18 protein-coding genes are annotated in these 18,899 nt (G+C 32.1%); 9 read left to right on the forward strand and 9 right to left on the reverse strand.

The window, feature by feature from the left end:
• The first annotated feature begins 19 nt into the window (after nt 1-19).
• Nucleotides 20-853, forward strand: coding sequence for an aminotransferase class IV (locus tag QWY99_RS03595; RefSeq protein ID WP_290261459.1), 834 nt, complete (start codon nt 20-22; stop codon nt 851-853).
• Between the two features lie 2 nt (nt 854-855).
• On the opposite strand, the gene QWY99_RS03600 is transcribed toward QWY99_RS03595, so the two are convergent.
• The 6 genes from QWY99_RS03600 to QWY99_RS03625 all read right to left on the reverse strand — a co-directional run bounded on the left by QWY99_RS03600 (nt 856) and on the right by QWY99_RS03625 (nt 6,702).
• On the reverse strand, nt 856-1,416 hold the full coding sequence (locus tag QWY99_RS03600) for a YqgE/AlgH family protein (RefSeq protein ID WP_129539610.1): 561 nt from the start codon (nt 1,414-1,416) through the stop codon (nt 856-858).
• A gap of 126 nt (nt 1,417-1,542) precedes the next feature.
• On the reverse strand, nt 1,543-1,815 hold the full coding sequence (locus tag QWY99_RS03605) for an HU family DNA-binding protein (protein ID WP_129539609.1): 273 nt from the start codon (nt 1,813-1,815) through the stop codon (nt 1,543-1,545).
• 179 nt (nt 1,816-1,994) lie between these two features.
• Nucleotides 1,995-2,942 (reverse strand): methionyl-tRNA formyltransferase, encoded by a 948-nt coding sequence (fmt, locus tag QWY99_RS03610; protein ID WP_290261465.1) that lies wholly within the window; start codon nt 2,940-2,942, stop codon nt 1,995-1,997.
• Complete coding sequence (locus tag QWY99_RS03615; protein WP_290261467.1) at nt 2,942-4,843, reverse strand: RecQ family ATP-dependent DNA helicase; 1,902 nt, start codon at nt 4,841-4,843, stop codon at nt 2,942-2,944. Before QWY99_RS03615 ends, fmt begins: the two co-directional genes overlap by 1 nt.
• 65 nt (nt 4,844-4,908) lie before the next feature.
• Nucleotides 4,909-5,442, reverse strand: a complete 534-nt coding sequence (locus QWY99_RS03620) for an AAA family ATPase (RefSeq protein WP_290261469.1) — start codon at nt 5,440-5,442, stop codon at nt 4,909-4,911.
• A 369-nt stretch (nt 5,443-5,811) separates the two neighbouring features.
• On the reverse strand, nt 5,812-6,702 hold the full coding sequence (locus tag QWY99_RS03625; protein WP_290261472.1) for an alpha/beta hydrolase: 891 nt from the start codon (nt 6,700-6,702) through the stop codon (nt 5,812-5,814).
• Nucleotides 6,703-6,931: 229 nt separating this feature from the next.
• Here QWY99_RS03625 and QWY99_RS03630 point away from each other — a divergent pair, with 229 nt between their 5' ends.
• From QWY99_RS03630 to QWY99_RS03645, 4 genes are all read left to right on the forward strand, one after another.
• Complete coding sequence (locus QWY99_RS03630) at nt 6,932-7,228, forward strand: DUF493 family protein (protein WP_290261475.1); 297 nt, start codon at nt 6,932-6,934, stop codon at nt 7,226-7,228.
• Nucleotides 7,229-7,230: 2 nt separating this feature from the next.
• Nucleotides 7,231-7,953, forward strand: coding sequence for a DUF4290 domain-containing protein (locus QWY99_RS03635; RefSeq protein WP_290261477.1), 723 nt, complete (start codon nt 7,231-7,233; stop codon nt 7,951-7,953).
• A gap of 195 nt (nt 7,954-8,148) precedes the next feature.
• Entirely contained in the window at nt 8,149-9,459 is a 1,311-nt protein-coding gene (gene murA, locus QWY99_RS03640) for a UDP-N-acetylglucosamine 1-carboxyvinyltransferase (protein WP_290261480.1), read from the forward strand.
• 27 nt (nt 9,460-9,486) lie between these two features.
• A complete protein-coding gene (locus tag QWY99_RS03645; RefSeq protein WP_290261482.1) occupies nt 9,487-10,362 on the forward strand; it encodes a cation diffusion facilitator family transporter in 876 nt (291 codons plus the stop codon).
• 149 nt (nt 10,363-10,511) lie between these two features.
• Here QWY99_RS03645 and QWY99_RS03650 read toward each other — a convergent pair whose 3' ends face one another.
• The 3 genes from QWY99_RS03650 to QWY99_RS03660 form a co-directional block, all read right to left on the reverse strand.
• A complete protein-coding gene (locus QWY99_RS03650) occupies nt 10,512-13,004 on the reverse strand; it encodes a DUF5686 and carboxypeptidase regulatory-like domain-containing protein (RefSeq protein ID WP_290261484.1) in 2,493 nt (830 codons plus the stop codon).
• A gap of 85 nt (nt 13,005-13,089) precedes the next feature.
• Nucleotides 13,090-13,503: a type II 3-dehydroquinate dehydratase gene (aroQ, locus tag QWY99_RS03655; protein ID WP_290261486.1), complete on the reverse strand. Its 414-nt coding sequence runs from the start codon at nt 13,501-13,503 to the stop codon at nt 13,090-13,092.
• A 131-nt stretch (nt 13,504-13,634) separates the two neighbouring features.
• The gene (locus tag QWY99_RS03660; RefSeq protein WP_290261488.1) at nt 13,635-14,177 is read right to left on the reverse strand and encodes a porin family protein; all 543 of its coding nucleotides are present in this window, start codon (nt 14,175-14,177) and stop codon (nt 13,635-13,637) included.
• A gap of 293 nt (nt 14,178-14,470) precedes the next feature.
• Here QWY99_RS03660 and QWY99_RS03665 point away from each other — a divergent pair, with 293 nt between their 5' ends.
• The 4 genes from QWY99_RS03665 (at nt 14,471) to QWY99_RS03680 (ending at nt 18,518) form a co-directional block, all read left to right on the forward strand.
• Nucleotides 14,471-14,779 carry a hypothetical protein gene (locus QWY99_RS03665; RefSeq protein WP_290261490.1) on the forward strand — a complete coding sequence of 103 codons (309 nt, stop codon included), beginning with the start codon at nt 14,471-14,473 and terminating at the stop codon, nt 14,777-14,779.
• A gap of 455 nt (nt 14,780-15,234) precedes the next feature.
• A complete protein-coding gene (locus QWY99_RS03670; protein ID WP_290261492.1) occupies nt 15,235-15,813 on the forward strand; it encodes a porin family protein in 579 nt (192 codons plus the stop codon).
• An 84-nt stretch (nt 15,814-15,897) separates the two neighbouring features.
• Nucleotides 15,898-16,794 (forward strand): site-specific tyrosine recombinase XerD, encoded by an 897-nt coding sequence (xerD, locus tag QWY99_RS03675; protein ID WP_290261494.1) that lies wholly within the window; start codon nt 15,898-15,900, stop codon nt 16,792-16,794.
• 200 nt (nt 16,795-16,994) lie between these two features.
• Complete coding sequence (locus QWY99_RS03680) at nt 16,995-18,518, forward strand: PAS domain-containing sensor histidine kinase (RefSeq protein WP_290261498.1); 1,524 nt, start codon at nt 16,995-16,997, stop codon at nt 18,516-18,518.
• The last annotated feature ends 381 nt before the right edge of the window (nt 18,519-18,899 follow it).

Below are 18,899 nucleotides of genomic sequence, written 5' to 3' on the forward strand. Positions count from 1 at the left end.
AAATTCAGGGTTTTTTTATATGATTAATTTTAACGGAAATATAGTAGCACAAGACGACAATTTACTAATTCAAAATCGCGCTTTTTTATATGGAGATGGTGTTTTTGAAACCTTTAAAGTAGTAAATAATAAAGTTCTTTTTATTGAAGATCACTATTTTAGACTTATGTCTTCAATGCGAGTAGTTCGAATGGAGATTCCAATGAACTTTACAATGGAATATCTAGAAGAGCAAATACTTTCGTTGCTTAATTATAATTCAATTTCTGACTCTGCAAGAGTAAGAATTACAGTATATCGTAATGATGGCGGGTATTATTTACCACAAAATAATACGGTTTCATTCTTAATTCATGCAATAGCTTTAGAAAACAAATCTTATGAAGTAAATGAAAATCAGTATGAAGTCGATTTATACAAGGATTTTTATGTAACCAAGCAATTGTTGTCATCGATAAAAACGACTAATAAAATCATAAATGTTACTGGAAGTGTTTTTGCAAACGAAAACGGATTGGATAATTGTATTTTATTAAACGATAGTAAGAATGTTGTTGAAGCGTTACAAGGGAATTTGTTTATGTTATTGGGTAACAAGTTGATAACACCACCAGTGTCAGAAGGATGTTTGAATGGAGTAATGCGTAAGCAAATATTGGCCTTGGCAAAAAAACTAAACGACATAGAAGTTATAGAAGAACCAATATCGCCGTTTGATTTACAAAAAGCCGACGAATTGTTTCTTACTAATGTGATAAAAGGTATTCAGCCAATAACTAAATACCGTAAAAAAGAATTTACAACTAAATTATCTGTTATATTGACGCAAAAACTTAATGAAAGTCTAGCATAATATTAGTTGAGGTAGGGGTTTTCGGGTGCATTTGACCAAATAAGATAATCTCCTCCTAGTTCGATAATTTGTTGTTTCCAAAAATGAGTTGGTGATTTTCCGATAATTTTATTTTTATAATTATTATCTGCTATAATCCAGGAATTATTCTGCATTTCTGTTTCTAATTGATGTTCGTCCCAACCGGTATAGCCCAAAAAGAAACGTATGTTGTTCTTGTTGATTGCGCCACTGTTGATGAGGTCTTTTGTGGACTCAAAATCTCCTCCCCAGTATATTCCATTCGAAATTTCGATGCTGTTCGGAATTAAATCGGGTATATTGTGGATAAAATAAAGATTATCCTGTTCTACAGGACCACCATTATAGATCCTGAATGTGGCTTGGATTTCGGGAATTAAGTCATTAATAGTGTATTTTAGTGGCTTATTTATGATGAAACCTATCGAGCCTTCTTCGTTGTGATCTGCTAATAAGATCACTGATCTATTAAATGATAAGTCTCCAATTATAGAAGGCTCAGCAATAAGTAGGTGTCCTTTTTTTAATTTTTCTGAAATCATATCGTTACAATTTTTATTAAATTTAAGAATAAATTTTTTAAAATCGTAAATAAAATCGTCAAAGAGCAAAAAAAAACCCTCCATAAGGAAGGTTTTAATTATATTAAAAGCGTATGTAACTTGTTATTAGTTAACTGCACTTTCTAGTTCAGCTCCTGCTTTGAATTTTACAACATTCTTAGCAGCGATTTGAATAGTTTTTCCAGTTTGAGGGTTTCTTCCGTCTCTAGCAGCTCTAGCAGATACAGACCAAGATCCGAAACCTACCAATGATACTCTACCACCTTTTTTCAAAGTTGCACCTACGTTTCCTAAAAATGATTCTAAAGCTAATTTTGCCGCAGCTTTTGTAATTCCTGCATCAGCAGCAATAGCATCGATTAATTCTGATTTGTTCATAATAATAGTTATTAATTGTTGGTTAAAAAAAATTGTCAATACACAAATTTAGTAGGAAATACGTTCCTTGCAAGTGTTTTGTTTAATTTTAGTTTGAATTGTTAATAACTTGCTTTTTTTGTTCATAAAGCGACCTAAAAACATCACTAAATATAGTGAGTTGCCTTATTTTGTTGATGTTAGTAGACTTTTGCCTTGTCAGAAAAAGTGATTCCGTTTAGTAATTCTGCTACAGTCATCCTTTTTTTCCCTGGTAATTGTAAACTCAATAATTGAATATAGCCATCAATAACGGCTATTTTGATTTCCTTTTTGGTGCTAATTAAGCTACCAATTGGTAGGTCATGTGTTTCGAAAATAGGCTTTGCCTCGTATATTTTTATACTTAATTCTTCACTTTGGTCTTTTAAGAAACACCAAGAAGCAGGATAAGGACTCAAACCTCTTATTAGATTATTAATTGTTGATGCTGGCTTTGTCCAATCAATCTTGCAGTTTTCTTTATTTAGCTTGTATGCAGTTTTAATTTCTTCAGATTCTTCCTGAATTATTGTAGTTACATTTCCAGCTTCAATAGCTTGTAATGTTTCAATAACAGTTTCGCTTCCCAAATGCATTAATCGGTCATGAAGTTGTCCTGCATTTTCGGTAGGTTCAATTTCTATTTCAGAACTAAGTATCATAGCTCCTGTGTCAATTTTATCATCTATAAAAAAAGTAGTAACTCCAGTTTTAGTTTCTCCATTTATTATAGCCCAGTTAATAGGAGCGGCACCACGGTAATTAGGAAGTAGAGAAGCATGGAGGTTAAAAGTTCCTAATGAAGGCATTTCCCATACCACTTTAGGTAGCATTCTAAAAGCCACTACAATTTGTAAATTGGCATTCAAGGCTTTTAATTCTGATAAAAAAGTTTCATCTTTTAAATTAGTTGGTTGCAATAAATTAAGATTATTAGCTAATGCGTATTCTTTTACAGCCGAATATTTGATTTTTTGACCGCGACCAGCTGGTTTGTCTGCTGCAGTAATAACACCTACAACATTATAATTGTTCTTTATTATAGTGTCCAGAATTCCAACTGCAAATTCGGGAGTACCCATAAATATGATTCTTAATTTTTCCATTATGATTTTAAAGTGTATTTATTATTCGGTTTTATTATAATCTGATTCTCTTCTAATAGCTCCTGTAATGTATGAACAACATCATCAGCGGTATTATTGGTTCGAGTCTGTATGTCTCTAGAGCTTAATTCTTCGTTTTTTAATAAGTCTAGAATATCTTGTGCGATAGAGTTGTTTTGTTTCTTGACTTTCTTAGTCTTCTTGGTAATACAATAGGAGCAAATGCCACAATCTGTAGTTGTTTTTTCTCCAAAATAAGCTAGAATCAGCTTGCTTTTGCATGTTTTATGTTCATTAACATAGTCCAGAACCGATTTTAGTTGGTCTTTTTTTAGATTGTTTTGTTTTTCAAGATATTTTGCAATTCTATTAATTGTGAGTGCATCCTCTCGAATTTCATTAAATAATATAGTAGCATCGTTGTTCTTGCTATTATACTCAATAATTTCTTTTTCTTTTAGTTTTTGTAAAACGTTATGCACTTCAGCTTCTGAACTGCTAGATTTTTTAGCAATAAGTTGAAGGTTAAAAGGAGTCTTCATTTCGTAAATACCAGGGTAAGTACGTAAAATAGCAAGTATGATTTCCTCATCATTTGGATTCAGACTTATATATCGAATAACTTCTTTAGATTCTATCAGAAATTGCAAAGTGATTTTTTCTGAAAAACCTTGTGATAGGCTGATGATGCCTTGCCTGTCTAAAAACTGCAATGCATTATATGTTTTTAAAGTAGGGAAGTCGTATTTATGACAAAAATGATTTAGATTAAAAGAAAACTCTTCATCAATTCCCTCGCCGTAGGCAATTCGGAAATAATTGCAAAGTTTAATGTACATTGTGGTCAAAAACTTTTTGTCGGCTAAATTTTGAATAAACTGGTTTTCTGCATTAGCAGTATCAGATGCGCTAGTAAGTAAAACGGAGAAAGATTTTTCTCCATTACGCCCTGCACGACCAGACTCCTGATAATAGTTTTCTATATTTTCGGGTAATTGAGTATGAATTACAGTTTTAACATTGGGTTTGTCAATTCCCATTCCAAATGCATTAGTGGCAACAATAACCTGTGCCTTTTCAGACATCCACAATTGCATGTTTTTATCTTTCTCCTTAGTAGTAAGACCACCGTGATAATAAGTAGCTTTAAACCCCAGAGATTCTAATTGAGCCGAAATAGTTAGGCAAGACTTTCGGTTGCGTACATATATAATAGAGGGTTGTGGGTTTTTTTTCAAAATCTGCTCCGTTCTGTATAGTTTGTCTTCGACTTCAAAAACCATGTAGGCGATGTTTTCTCTAGCGAATGATTGCTGGAAAAAGTTAGTATCTTTTAATCCCAATTCAGTTTTGATATCTTCAATAACTCTAGGAGTAGCAGTGGCAGTCAAAGCAAGAAAAGGAATCTTTGGAAAAAATTTCTTTAGTTCCGAAATTTTAAGATAAGCAGGTCTAAAGTCGTGTCCCCATTGCGAAACACAATGTGCTTCATCTATGGCAATAAAATTTATAGGTAAGTTTTTTACGCGGTCAAGAATCCAGTCCGACTGAAGTCGTTCAGGAGATAGGTAAAGGAATTTATAATTTCCGAACTGGCAATTGTCAAGAAGATTAATGATTTCTTCTGTGTTAATTCCGCCAGTAAGTGCAATTGCTTTAATATCGCGTTTTTGTAAGTTAGCAACCTGATCTTTCATTAAGGCAACTAAGGGCGAAACCACAAGGCAGATTCCTTCCTTCATCATAGAGGGAACCTGAAAACAAATCGATTTTCCGCCGCCAGTTGGTAATAAGGCAAAAGTATCTTTGCCTTCTAAAACAGAATCAATGATTTCGTTTTGCAGAGGACGGAAAGTATCATGTTTCCAGTATTTTTTAAGAATCGCTAATGCTTCTTGCATTTATCAGAATTAAAGTTAACAATTTAGAAAACAGCTTCTAGTTTTACCAACCTTAAAAACTCCGACTAAATTTTATCTAAGATATAAAGAATTCGGTTATTTACAGTGTCTTTTGGAACCTCAATTAGTTCGTATCCGTATTTTTTATACGTTTCTACTAGATGATTGTAAATAGTTTTTGCTTGTTCGAAGTTTTCGTAACGTTCACCATCACTCTTGTAGATTTCTTCCCAAGGCGGAAGAAGGAAAATTTTAGAATATTTGCAAACTTCGCATGCTTCTGTGAAATGCTCAGGGTAATTATCGCCTATATAGTCCATATAAGCTACAACATCAGGAATGCCTCTATCAATAAAAACTACTTCCGCAGGTTCTTCTTTAGCACTTTCGAATTGTTTTATCCTTCCCTCTAATAGCTTTTCGCTAAATAACAAGGGCTTTTCAAGAAACAGTTGATCGATTCCTTCTTTTTGAGCCTCAAGGGTTACTTGTCTAGAAATTTCGGGATAACAGCAATATCCATCGGCTACCAAACCATCAATAATTGTAGACTTTCCCGTACCTGGGCCACCAATAATAACAATAATTTCTTTCTGCACTTTCTAAAAATAAAGTGCAAATTTACCTAAACTTATTGGTATTATACAAGATTTTTTTTTTGAAGCGAGTGATTTTTATTTTTTTAGTAAGTAAACTTCCTGCTGTTTGTTTCAATCTTTTCCTTTTTAAAGAAAAAAGAAAAAGGTTTTTCACTTCCATCAGGGCTATGGAGGCTAGAATTTGGCTTTATTATTTTTTTGGGTTGTCAGATAAAAAATTTAGAGGTTGTTACATAATCTGTCAAGACAATCTGTAAAAATGGGATTCAAGATAATAGAAATTTTAAATTGTCAGTTTGTTTTCAATTGCCATTGGTTAAAATCAACGGATTATTTGTTTTGTGCAGTTATTGACTTTTGCCTAATATTTTAAATTTTCTTCTCAGAAGGAATAACAATATGTGATTCAAAATTTCTTTTAGCAATAACATTATCTATAAAGTCCAGGACATAGTCAGGTTCTTCCCTAAATAAATAACCACAAAACTCATGTCCAGCACCAGAAGAAGTAATCAGTTCAATGTCTTTTTTTAAAGTAATCATGCGATTGTAAACCGAATAAGAACCAGCAAGAGTCATAAACCCGATTGATTCTGTTGGGCAGGAGCGATGTGATCCTGTAGCATAAGGAACGGTTGTGTCTTCGCTTCCATGAGAAAGTAACATAGGAATAGCATTTTTAGATGTAATTAAATCAACATTCATAATGGCTCCAGAGCCACCAATTAGGCCTTTGTATTTAAAGTTTTTGGGCAAGTTATTGGCGTATAAATTCATTGATTTGTAATCCCAAAAAGAAGCATGAAACGCAATTTCACCACCAGCACTAATTCCTGCAATGAATATTTTGGAAGGATCAATATTGTACGTGTTTTTATTTTTAATTAAATAAGCAGTGGCTTGCCATGCATCACTAACGGCAATTTGTATAGTTTTAATTTTTTCAGATAAAGGCGAGGTGCATCCAAAATCTTTATCCTTCATGTATAATGTGTATGAGATACTTGCAACAGCAATTCCTTTTTTAGCAAGACTACTGGCAAAGTTTTTTTCGCCAAAACGATCACCACCTGAAAAACCACCACCATGAGCAAAAATAACAAGAGGTGTTTTTTTATTAGATTTTAAGGGTAAATATAAATCAAGTTCTAGTTTGATCGAGTCATTTTGGAAATAGGTTAACGTCTTGACTTCTTGTGCTGTAATTGAATTTGAAATAAAAGTGACAATAAATAATAAGTAGAAATAAGGCATTCTCATTGTGGTAGTTTTTTTTATTATTGGTATTTTGAATAAATCAAAGATAAAATAATAAAACAGGAAAGGCTAAAATCTATTATTTTAACAATTTTAGGTAATAGTAATTAGTCTGAGGAAAGGAGAAAACAAAGCTAATTTTGGTTAATGTATCTCTTGGAAAAAAAATCCGAAAAGCTAAATATAAAATCTCAAATCAAAACCGTATATTTGCGTCTATTTTAATGAGATAATGGACGAAGATAAAGAAAAAACCATCGCCGAATTTTATGCAAGATTAAAGGTTGAGTTAGATAATACTAACACTTGGCCTGCAGAGTATTTGTATAAATTCATTATGCCTTCAGTAGGTGATAATGTTGAGCGCGTAGAGAAAGCTTTTGATAGTATGGGTGCAGTAATTAAAACTACAAAATCTAAAACTGGTAAATTTACCAGTGTTTCGATAGATGTTACTATGAAAAGCTCAGATGATGTAATCAGTAAATACCAAGAAGTTTCTATAATCGAAGGTATAGTTTCACTATAATTATGAGCGAAAAATATAAAAAAGAAAATGCCAATGATGTTGTTTTTAATTTAGAATATAATTCTGAAAGACAGCATTTAATCATTCCAGAATACGGTCGTCATTTGCAAAAATTGATAGATCAGGCTACTGCTATTGAAGATCCTGAACAGCGTAACAAAGCAGCAAAATATATTATTCAAGTAATGGGGAGCTTAAATCCACATTTGCGTGATGTGCCTGATTTTCAACACAAGCTTTGGGATCAACTTTTTATTATGTCTGATTTTAAATTAGATGTAGAATCTCCATATCCAATACCATCTCGCGAAGTATTACAACTAAAACCCGATGTATTAAAATACCCGCAAAACTATCCAAAATACAGATATTACGGTAACAACATCAAGTACATGATAGATGTTGCGAACAAATGGGAAGATGGTGAGATGAAAAATGCATTAGTATTGGTAATTGCCAATCATATGAAAAAATCATACCTAAGTTGGAATAAAGATACCGTAAAGGATGATGTTATTTTTGAACATTTGTACGAACTGTCAGATGGGAAAATAAATCTGCTGCAAAGTTCGGAAGAGCTTTTAAATACAACTGATTTGTTGCGTACAAACAAACGTATATCCAATAAAATTACACCTGCTGGGCAACCTAAAATCCAGAGCAATAAAAATGTTAAAGGACCGGGAAAGCCAAAGCCGTTTCAAAAAAATAATAATCAGAAATAAGAAAGTTACTAAGTTTCTAAGATACTAAGTTGCTGAGGTTTTTTATAATAAAATAGAAAGCGAGTGTCTTAGTAGTTCAGAGTCTTAAAAAATAATAAACAATCAGAAATAAAAAGTTGCGAGATGCTAAGGTTTCAATCTCAAAAAAAGCGGAGAACCTTAGGCCCTCAGTAGCTCAGAACCTAAAAAATAAATATGGGAATTTTTAAAATCGAAGGTGGAATTCCTTTAAAAGGAGAAATCACTCCACAAGGAGCAAAAAACGAAGCGTTACAAATATTGTGCGCAGTACTTTTAACCTCAGAAAAAGTAAAGATTAATAATATTCCTGATATTATAGATATCAATAAATTGATTACGCTTCTAGGAAATTTAGGAGTGAAAATTCAAAAAAACGAACCAAGTTCAATTACATTTCAAGCTGATGAGGTAAATGTAAGTTATTTAGAAACAGAAGCTTTCAAGAAAGAAGGTGGTGCGCTTCGTGGTTCAATCATGATTGTAGGACCGCTTTTAGCACGTTTTGGAAAAGGATATATTCCTAAGCCAGGAGGAGATAAAATAGGACGTCGTAGATTAGATACTCACTTTGAAGGATTCATTAATCTAGGAGCTAAATTTAGATACAACAGAGAAGATCATTTTTATGGTGTAGAAGCTCCAGAAGGATTAACAGGTACGGATATGTTACTTGATGAAGCATCAGTAACAGGAACTGCTAATATCGTTATGGCAGCAGTTTTAGCAAAAGGTAAAACAACAGTTTATAACGCAGCTTGCGAACCTTACCTGCAACAATTATGTAAGATGTTGAACTCAATGGGAGCTAAGATTTCAGGAGTAGGTTCAAACTTATTGACTATTGAAGGTGTTGAAAGTTTAGGTGGTTGTGAGCACACAATTCTTCCAGATATGATTGAAATCGGATCTTGGATTGGATTAGCGGCAATGACAAAAAGTGAAATTACAATCAAAAATGTAAGCTGGGATAATTTAGGATTGATTCCAAATACTTTTAGAAAATTAGGAATTACATTAGAAAAACGTGGTGATGATATTTATATCCCTGCTCACGTTAACGGATATGAAGTTAAAACAGATATCGACGGATCAATCTTAACTATTGCCGATGCGCCATGGCCAGGATTTACACCAGATTTATTAAGTATCGTTTTGGTTGTAGCAACACAAGCAAAAGGAGATGTTTTAATTCACCAAAAAATGTTTGAAAGTCGTTTGTTTTTCGTAGATAAACTAATCGACATGGGAGCAAAAATAATGCTGTGTGATCCGCATAGAGCAGTTGTTATGGGACATAACTTCGAATCGCAATTAAAAGCGACTACAATGTCTTCGCCAGATATTCGTGCTGGAATCTCATTGTTAATCGCAGCTCTATCAGCAAAAGGAACAAGTACAATTCAAAATATAGAGCAAATCGACCGTGGATACGAGCGTATCGATGAGCGATTAAGAGCTATTGGAGCAAAAATCGTGAGAGCGTAGATAAAACTTTCTAATGAAGAATGACGAATGACGAATGAGGAAAAAGCTATAAAAGCTACATACTTTAGTATAGTCGGAAACACCTGCTTGGCCATTATAAAAGGCTTGGCAGGTTTTTTTGGCAATTCTTATGCCTTAATTGCAGATGCAATAGAATCAACAACAGATATATTTTCATCTTTTTTGGTGCTATTCGGAATCAAATATTCGAGTAGACCTGCTGATGAAAATCATCCCTACGGACATGGACGTGCAGAGCCATTAGTTACTTTTTTGGTAGTTGGATTTTTAATAACATCAGCGACAATTATTGGTTACGAAAGTATTGCTAACATCCAAAATCCGCATGATTTACCAAAATCATGGACATTATACGTGTTGGGGGCTATTATTGTATGGAAAGAATATTCTTTTCGATTGGTAATGAAACGAAGCAAACAAACTAATAGTTCATCATTAGCGGCAGATGCTTGGCATCACCGTAGTGATGCTATTACATCAGTAGCAGCATTTATTGGAATTTCTATAGCTTTGTGTATGGGAAAAGGATATGAGGCTGCAGATGATTGGGCTGCGCTTTTTGCCGCTTTTTTTATTTTATATAATAGTTATAAAATTTTTAGACCTGCACTTGGTGAAATTATGGACGAAAGTCTTAATGATGATTTAGTTGAGATAATTAGAAAGGAATCATTGACTGTTGTTGGAATTTTAGGAACAGAGAAATGTTTTATCCGTAAAGCAGGAATGAAGTTCCATGTAGATCTTCATGCTATAGTATCAGCTAAAATTTCGGTAAAAGAAGGGCATGAATTATCACATAAATTGCAAGATACGCTAAAAGAAAGAATACCTCAATTAGGAAATGTTTTAATTCATATAGAACCAGATGACTATAATTGATTACTTAAGGGGCTAATTTGCAATTAGTATGAGGTACTATAACTTTACAAATAAAAAATCCGTTTATTCTTTTTATAGAATAAACGGATTTTTTTTATGGAGTAGTACCTGATATATCTAGAGATTTTATATTGCTATTAAAAAGAATATTACTCAAGGATATTCAAGAATTTTAATCCAAAAACAACCCCATTTTGCTCAATTCCGTTTTGATAAGAGTGAACATAATCTACACGTAACATTCTAAATTTTCCAAAACCAAGATTGTCTAAGCCAATTGTAAATTCAGAATATGGTTTTGTATTTGGAATTTCAAGCGAATGGAAACCTATGTTTAAAGTTGATTTTAGTTTATTTAATAATGGAATTTTGTTCATAATATATCCATTGTCATTATGTTCCATATGAACTTCAAAATAGCTATCGTTTGTACTATTACTGTAATAAGGAAGCAAATTAAAAACATTTAAATAACGGCTGGCTTGACTAATATGGGTTTGATTACCATTAAAGTGTTTGTAATCCATAAAAGCGATGTTTTCGGCATTAAAAAACTTACCCGCTTTGATATTGATTCCTAAAAGGCCTTTGTTGCCAAGTGTCAAATCATATCTTACGGAAGCATTTAAATGGTCAAATTCATATTTTTTCTCATTAGCGGCTAATCCTTTTTCGTATCCTAGATATATAGTTGGGTATTTTTCATTTCTAACATTGAATTTCCCGTCAGGTCTTGAAATGTATTTGTTGCCAAAATTAATTCTAGTAGTTAGATTGGTTTTAATTAAATGATGTTTTTCAAATGGAGCGCTTTCAAAATCATTTGGCGCAAGCGGATTATTAGAAGAATATAAGTCTCCTTTATTAAAAAAAGAATAATCAGTTGTGTTAAAAAGTGGTTTGCGTTGTTCGTAGGCAATCTTTGCATTTAAAGTAATCCCATTAGCAATGTTTTGATAATAGTTTAATTGGGCAAATTCAAGATTGTAAATTTTCATATAATTATCCTTGAAAAACAACGAACTAACCGAATTGATAAAGCTACTAATTGGTTCATTACTGTTAAACTGTTTTACCTTGGTTCCTCCTGAAACCAAAATGGTAGCGTAATTTTGATGGTTAAAAGTGTGTTTGAATTCTCCTGTAATACGCAATCTTTCATCTGAAAAGCCATAATTAATTGCTGTACTTATTGAGGTTTCCTTTCCTTTTTCTTCGTTCCATTTTTTATATGAAAAGCCAGTCCCAACATTAAAACCTTGTACAGTATTGAAACTAAGCGCACTTAAATCGAATAAACCATTGTATGTAAATGAATATTTCGCAAAAGTATTCTTGTGTTGATGACCTAGAAGTATATTTGATATATTGAACTTGTTGTTTTTGGCATCGATAGAATCTGTATATTTTCTAGAAGTTCGAATAGTCAGTAAACTATCTTTTTTGATGTAATCTGTACTTTCTTCTATGGTTAAAGGAATTGGGCGAATTGTATTCCAATACGAATCATCTTTTTTATTTGAGTTCGCTTCAAAACTTACGATTTCATTAGTGAAAGTCTTCTTTTCAAAAGATTCGGGAAACTCGTAATTTGTATACACATAATTAAATTTACCTGTAAACGTAATGCCTAGAGCTCCAGCAGTAAAGGACAGGCTCTGGGCATTTTTTGCCCATAATTTGTTTTTTGAGTTATAACTAAAACTTTGTTTTAGCTTCATTATTTGAGTAACCTCATTTTTAATTCTATATCCTTTTATATCCAGATCTATAGCATAAATAGCAAAACTATCATCTATAATGTAAATATAGCCTTCAAAAACAGGTTCTTTGTCTCTTCTTGGAATAACTTTTATCTTATTGATTTCTTTATTATTCTCATCAAAGAAAGTTCCTTCGAGTTTGTATTTGTAATAATTAAAGGCATTATCTGCAATGGGAGAAATCATATTTACACCAAATTTGAGCGTATTATTATAGAAATCATAGGTAGATAAACTGGCCGTATTATAGCTGAAACCTTTGTTGTTTCCAGATATTTTAGAAGCAATAATTTTTTCCTTCAAATTATTGGGTTTCTCAAAAGTAATTTTAGAAATAGTTTCAGAGAGGTATAAAATACCAGTTCCTGTAGAGTCCAGATTAGAAGCCATTTCTTCTCCAATGTCTACTTTTATCCCCATTATTTTTTTGGGTAAATCCTTTATTTTGAACAAACCCTTTGAGTAGAAATCGGCAGTATAGCGCTGCGTTTTTTCAGAGTTTTCTCTTTTGTTAGCAATAGCACTTTTTATGATGGCATTTGCAGGATTGTTTTTTGGGTTGATAATTACTTCATTAAGAGTAAAGTTTTCTTCCTGTAGTTTTACATCTAAAGTGTAAGAAGTTAAAGAGGTATTTGGGATAGTTAGCTTTTGAGCTTTGTATCCTAGGTATTGAAATATGATTTTATTCTTACCAATTTCCTTTACATTCAGTTGGTATTTCCCCTGTTCGTTTGAAGTGGTGCTATTATAAGTGTTCTCTTCGAAGACCGAAACAAAAGGGAGTGGATTTCCATTCTCATCTGAAATGGTACCTTTTATCTGTGCGAAATTTGAAATAGAAAATAAAAAAAAAGTAAATAAAATAAAGTTTTTCATAAATAGGTTCATTTCTTACTTCAAAAATAGAAGAAGTTAATAATGAACCTATTAAAAATTTGTTAAACTATTTATAGTATTTTGACTATAAAAAAGAGTGTATAGCAAGCTCGTAACTTTTTAAACCAAAACCAAGAATGACTCCTTTAGCGTTTCCTGATATATACGATTGGTGGCGAAAGCTTTCGCGTGCATAAGTATTAGAAATATGAACTTCTATAACAGGAGTTGTAACCGCTTTTATTGCATCACCAATACCAATTGAAGTATGGGTGTATGCACCGGCATTTAAAATAATACCGTCATAAGTAAACCCAAACTCTTGTATTTTTCCAATTAGCTCCCCTTCAATATTACTTTGATAATAATTTAGTTCAATATTTGGAAAAGAATTTTGTAACGTCACAAAGTAGTCTTCAAATGTTTGAGAGCCATAAACTTCGGGTTCTCTTTTTCCTAAAAGATTCAGATTTGGTCCGTTTATAATGATGATTTTCATTTAATATAATTTAGGTATTATGGAATTGTTTTCTTTTATAGCTTATTGGCAACAATTTACTAAGATTGTAAAAATAAAAAAACCGCTCCAATAAATAGAACGGTTTTGATAAAAGTATGTGATATTATTTTTTAGAACATGAATCCAGCTGAAAGTTGGAAAACTGAGTTTTTCGCTTTAGCATCTTTCGATACTTCTGTTAAACCTAAACCATAACGACCTTGGATAAAAATATTTTTTGTGACTTTAAATCCTAATCCAGCCGCAAGAGCGAAATCAAATGTTTTAGCATCTTTAATATCAAAATCATTTTTTTGACTTAAAAGGAAAGAAGCTTGTGGACCTGCCTCAAGGCTAAATGAATCACTTAAATAAATTTTTGCCAATACAGGAATAGATAAATATCCTAATTTGTCTTTAAATTCTCCTAAAGCATTTTTATAAGTTGCTCCTTGTGTAGAGTACAAAAGCTCAGGTTGAATTGAGAATCTATCTAATAACTTAATTTCTGCTACCAAACCAGCATGATAACTAGTTATCGCATCGGTCTGAACGTCTGTTCCATTTAAATTTGCAAAATTCACCCCAGCTTTTGCTCCGATTTGTAAAAATTGAGCTTGCATTGTTGTTGCTGTTGCTAAGAATAGTACAGCTCCTAAAATTAATTTTTTCATAAGTTCTTTTTTACGATTTGATTGATTTTTTATAAATTATTGTTTGTAAAATGCAAATATTGCTTAAATAATTCGAATGATTTGAATCATTTATATTAAATTATTACTAGCTAATTTGTTTGTTCAACAGCAAAATTACATGCTATTAAGCATTCTTGTTTATACTTACAGCCAATTGTTTTATAGAATTTGCATGTGTTTTTAATTTTGTAGTACAATAAGTAATTTAATATTGTGTGTTTGTAGTATTAATCTTGTAAATAATTAAACATTAAAAAAATATTTTGACTGTCATGACAGTTTTGGGATTCGCATTTGCAAATGCACAAGAGCAAACTGCAAAAGGGAAGTGGCTTATTGAAGCCAAGACTGGTTTTGGTGAAACAGATACAAGGAATACTTCTTTTAGGCTTTCGTCTCATGATGGAAGTACTGCTTGGAATGTTGGAACAGAAGGTGGTTATTTTGTAATGAATGATCTAGCTGTAAAGGCAGGATTAGGTTATGGAGATAATAGAAATGATTTTCAAATACTATTTTCTCATACAAGTAAGAACAAAATAGTACTTATTAAACAAGTTCCCGTTAGAGGTATCTTATAACGGAAACAGTATTAAAGGTGCCAATGAAAACCCTTCATACATCGGTTTTCAAGGTGGATACGCTTGGTTTGTTGGTAATACTATCTCTGTTGAACCAGGAATTCGTTACAATGCTACTCTAAATGAATATTTTAGCAAAAGCGTATTTCAATTTAAAATTGGTTTCGCATTGCATTTCTAAACGTTTCTAATCAGTTTAAGAAAAACCTTTCATAATTAATTACAAAAGGTTTTTTAATTTATAGGTTTTGTCGGGTTAATTTTTTTTGTTTTAAAAATTAAATTCGCATCACTAAATTTAGTGACAACATAGGGCTTAATGTGTTATGAAACAGTGCTTTGTGAGTGTTTTGCTGATGAATTTATTTTTTTGTTTTTATTTTTTTTAACATGTATTTTTGGATTTTAGATTTCACTTATTTACGTTTGCTGCATAAATTTTAACACAAACAAAAATGAAAAAAATTACTTTATCTATTATTGCGGTTTTAGCATTTGGTTTTGCAAATGCTCAAGAAACTAAGTTTGGAGTAAAAGGAGGTTTGAATGTTACAAACTTCGCAGGTGGAAATTATTATGATGCTAAATCTTTAGTAGGTTTTCACGTTGGAGGTTTTGCTGAGATTAAGATTATTAAAAGATTAGCTATTCAGCCTGAGCTTTTATTCTCAACTCAAGGTGCTAAAATGAAGTTTCCTGGTGAAAGTGATTTCAATTCTAAATTGAATTATTTAAATGTTCCTGTATTGGCTAAATTTTTTGTAACAAAAGAATTTACTGTTGAAGCCGGTCCACAAATTGGATTTTTATTATCAGCTAAACAAGATGGTGAAAATGCTAAAGATCTTTATAAAACTACAGATTTAGGATTTAACTTTGGAGCAGGGTACAGTTTTACAGAAAATGTTTTTGTAAATATTCGTTATACGGTTGGTGTATCTAATGTTGGAGATTATAATGTTGAGGATTTAGAAGATTATTATGATAGCCCAAAAAACAGTGTGTTAGCATTGTCTTTAGGTTATAAATTCTAATTCTTGAATTTTAATAATACAATTTAAGAACCTTCTGCCGTGGCAGAAGGTTTTTTTATGCGGAAAATGTTTTACTTTGTAGTTATGAATTGGAATAGCTATGTAAAAGATTACCAATCTTATCTTAAGATAGAACGTGGTTTATCTAAAAATACCATCGAAAATTATGTTTTTGATATTGAGCGGTTGTGTCTTTTTTTAGCTGAGAATAAAATTGAAATTTCTCCTGTAAAAATTAGTGAAGAAACCATACAGCAATTTATATATTCCGTTTCCAAAGAAGTAAATGCGCGCTCTCAGGCTCGTATTATTTCTGGTTTGAAAAGTTTTTTTAATTATTTAATTTTCGAAGACTACCGTAATACGACCCCGTTAGAACTTATAGAGTCACCTAAAACGGGCAGAAAATTACCAGATACGCTGTCGGTTGATGATATTGATGCGCTAATTGCTGCTATCGATTTGAGCTCTAATGAAGGCGAACGAAATCGAGCTATGTTGGAAACCTTATATAGTTGCGGGCTTCGTGTTTCGGAATTAGTTGCCTTAAGAATATCGGATTTGTTTTTTGAGGAAGGTTTTGTGAAAATTACAGGGAAAGGAAATAAAGAACGTTTTGTTCCTATTGGAGAATCTACTCAAAAATTTATTTTACTGTACGTGAATTCAGTTCGGCTACATCTAAATATTAAAAAAGGGCATGAAGATACTTTGTTCCTCAACAGAAGAGGGAGTCAGTTAACTAGAGCCATGATTTTTACAATCATTAAAGATTTAGCTTTTAAAATTGGTTTAAATAAAAGCATAAGTCCGCATACTTTAAGGCATTCTTTTGCAACACATTTACTTGAAAATGGTGCCGATTTAAGATCAATACAATTAATGTTAGGGCATGAATCAATCACTACAACCGAAATTTATGTTCATCTGGATAGAACATTCTTAACGCAAGTAATTAATACTTTTCATCCCAGAAGATAGCTGTTTGGTTAAAATATATTGCAAGTTTGTGTTTTTGTTTTAAAAAAAATAATATCTTGGAGCTGTATTGTTCAGGATAATGAGTATTTGCTTTTATACTTGTAATATAAAGTGAAAAAAAAATGAATTTTTTGGTCTTTTATTGTAAGATCAGTTTTATTTATTTTTAAATGAATTAGTCAACTTACACAAACACAATTATGGGTTTTGATTTATATGAAGATGAAAATTGTCAGAAGTTGAATAACTTTTACAAGAAATTATTTGCCGAAATTCCTGACTTAATTTTTCAATTTGTTGTCGATGTCGATAACACCTATTCTTTTCCTTTGGTGAGTAAGTCCATGGAAGAGGTGTTTGAGTTGTCTATAACTGAATTTTCTAATCGTAGTAAGTTTTTTATCTACGAGAGAGTGCATCCTGAGGATCAGCATCTGTTTATTTGTTCGCTTTCTAAAGCAAAAAAATCTTTAACTCCATGGGAAATTGAATTTCGAGTAGTGTTGCCAAAAAAAGGGATTCGTTGGTTAAAAGTGTGCTCAAAAACAGAGGGTTCACTTGATGGAAGGGTAAGTTTTTATGGACGAATGTCTGATGTTACTGACATTAAAGATCAAGAGCTAAAACTTAAATTATCCGAAGAACGTTTTCAGTTTGCCTTAGATGCTTCGACTGTAGGTGTTTGGGATTGGGATATGGTAACCAATAGCGTTTTTTATTCTTCTTTGTCTTTAAAGATTTTAGAATTACAATCCAATGATATTTTTGATGATCCAGAACGTTGGGATAAAATTGTGCATCCGGATGATTTGCCTAAGTATTATTCTGATATTCAGGAGCATTTTGATAATAAAGTGCCCTATTATGAAAATTATCATCGCGTATTGACCTCTAGTGGTAAATACAAATGGATATTGGATCGTGGCAAGGTTATCGAAAGAGATCTTAATGGTAAACCATTGCGCGTATTAGGTACGCATACTGATGTTTCTTATCAGAAGGAGAAAGAGCTAGAGCTTATTAAGACAATGAAATTGTTTAGTGATCAAAATAATCGATTACTTAATTTTTCACATATTGTCTCGCATAATCTAAATACGCAGGCTGGGAATATTAAAAGTATTCTTGATTTTGTAGATGAAGATCATAGTAAGGAGACAATTGAAGAAATGTTGGCTCATTTGCGTACTGTTTCTAATGATTTAAATGAAACTATTTCTAATTTAACGCAGGTTGTTCAGATTCAAAGCAACCTTAATATTGTGATAAAGCCTCTTAAATTAAGGTATAGTATCGATAAAACAGTTTCGGCAATAAGGGCTTTTAGTGGTAAAGTTAAAATCACAATACTTAATAATGTCCCTGATTATGTAACGATTAGTTTTAATCCTGCTTATTTAGAAAGTGTTTTGTTGAATTTTACGACTAATGCAATTAAATACGCGCATCCTGATAGAGCTCCTGTAATTGAGTTTGTTTTTGCAATTGAGCCTGATGGTCGTAAAGCTTTAAATATTAGAGATAATGGCATCGGAATTGATTTAGAGCTATATGGGGACTTGATATTTGGAATGTACAAAACGTTTCATAAGCATAAAGAAGCTCGCGGAATAGGATTATATATTACTAAGAATCAAATAGAATCAATGAAAGGGGAGGTTTCTGTAGCAAGTGTTGTTGGAGAAGGGACTACTTTTAAAATTATTTTTAATGATGATTTATAGGTTCAGAGATACAAAGGTTCAGAGATACAAAGGTTCAGAGATACAAAGGTTCAGAGATACAAAGGTTCAGAGATACAAAGGTTCAGAGATACAAAGGTTCAGAGTCGCAAAGGTTCAGAGTTACAAAGGTTCAGAGTTACAAAGGTTCAGAGTTACAAAGTTTTTGATTTTAGGTGCTGCGTTTTTAAGGGTTTGAGTGACTATGGTTTAAGAGTAACAGATTCGAAGTATATAACTGAATCAATTCGAAAATCTTTTGGAAGACAAAAAACTCATCAAGTAGCTAACATAAAGTTTTTTTTTTCATAGAATCCTCCATTACCCCAATCTTGTCTTTCTGAGGCACGAAGAATCACATCAAGTAGCTCGGCAATCTACGAA

This window comes from Flavobacterium branchiarum (assembly GCF_030409845.1).
Classification (GTDB): Bacteria; Bacteroidota; Bacteroidia; order Flavobacteriales; family Flavobacteriaceae; genus Flavobacterium; species Flavobacterium branchiarum.

Bases quoted from the DNA above. Each gene is read 5' to 3' on its own strand.
- QWY99_RS03660 (WP_290261488.1), bottom strand. From the start codon at position 14,177: ATGAAAAAATTAATTTTAGGAGCTGTACTATTCTTAGCAACAGCAACA.
- QWY99_RS03595 (WP_290261459.1), top strand. From the start codon at position 20: ATGATTAATTTTAACGGAAATATAGTAGCACAAGACGACAATTTACTA.
- QWY99_RS03630 (WP_290261475.1), top strand. From the start codon at position 6,932: ATGGACGAAGATAAAGAAAAAACCATCGCCGAATTTTATGCAAGATTA.
- QWY99_RS03665 (WP_290261490.1), top strand. From the start codon at position 14,471: ATGACAGTTTTGGGATTCGCATTTGCAAATGCACAAGAGCAAACTGCA.
- fmt (WP_290261465.1), bottom strand. From the start codon at position 2,942: ATGGAAAAATTAAGAATCATATTTATGGGTACTCCCGAATTTGCAGTT.
- QWY99_RS03625 (WP_290261472.1), bottom strand. From the start codon at position 6,702: ATGAGAATGCCTTATTTCTACTTATTATTTATTGTCACTTTTATTTCA.
- QWY99_RS03645 (WP_290261482.1), top strand. From the start codon at position 9,487: ATGACGAATGAGGAAAAAGCTATAAAAGCTACATACTTTAGTATAGTC.
- QWY99_RS03680 (WP_290261498.1), top strand. From the start codon at position 16,995: ATGGGTTTTGATTTATATGAAGATGAAAATTGTCAGAAGTTGAATAAC.
- murA (WP_290261480.1), top strand. From the start codon at position 8,149: ATGGGAATTTTTAAAATCGAAGGTGGAATTCCTTTAAAAGGAGAAATC.
- QWY99_RS03650 (WP_290261484.1), bottom strand. From the start codon at position 13,004: ATGAAAAACTTTATTTTATTTACTTTTTTTTTATTTTCTATTTCAAAT.
- QWY99_RS03670 (WP_290261492.1), top strand. From the start codon at position 15,235: ATGAAAAAAATTACTTTATCTATTATTGCGGTTTTAGCATTTGGTTTT.
- QWY99_RS03600 (WP_129539610.1), bottom strand. From the start codon at position 1,416: ATGATTTCAGAAAAATTAAAAAAAGGACACCTACTTATTGCTGAGCCT.
- aroQ (WP_290261486.1), bottom strand. From the start codon at position 13,503: ATGAAAATCATCATTATAAACGGACCAAATCTGAATCTTTTAGGAAAA.
- QWY99_RS03635 (WP_290261477.1), top strand. From the start codon at position 7,231: ATGAGCGAAAAATATAAAAAAGAAAATGCCAATGATGTTGTTTTTAAT.
- QWY99_RS03615 (WP_290261467.1), bottom strand. From the start codon at position 4,843: ATGCAAGAAGCATTAGCGATTCTTAAAAAATACTGGAAACATGATACT.
- QWY99_RS03605 (WP_129539609.1), bottom strand. From the start codon at position 1,815: ATGAACAAATCAGAATTAATCGATGCTATTGCTGCTGATGCAGGAATT.
- xerD (WP_290261494.1), top strand. From the start codon at position 15,898: ATGAATTGGAATAGCTATGTAAAAGATTACCAATCTTATCTTAAGATA.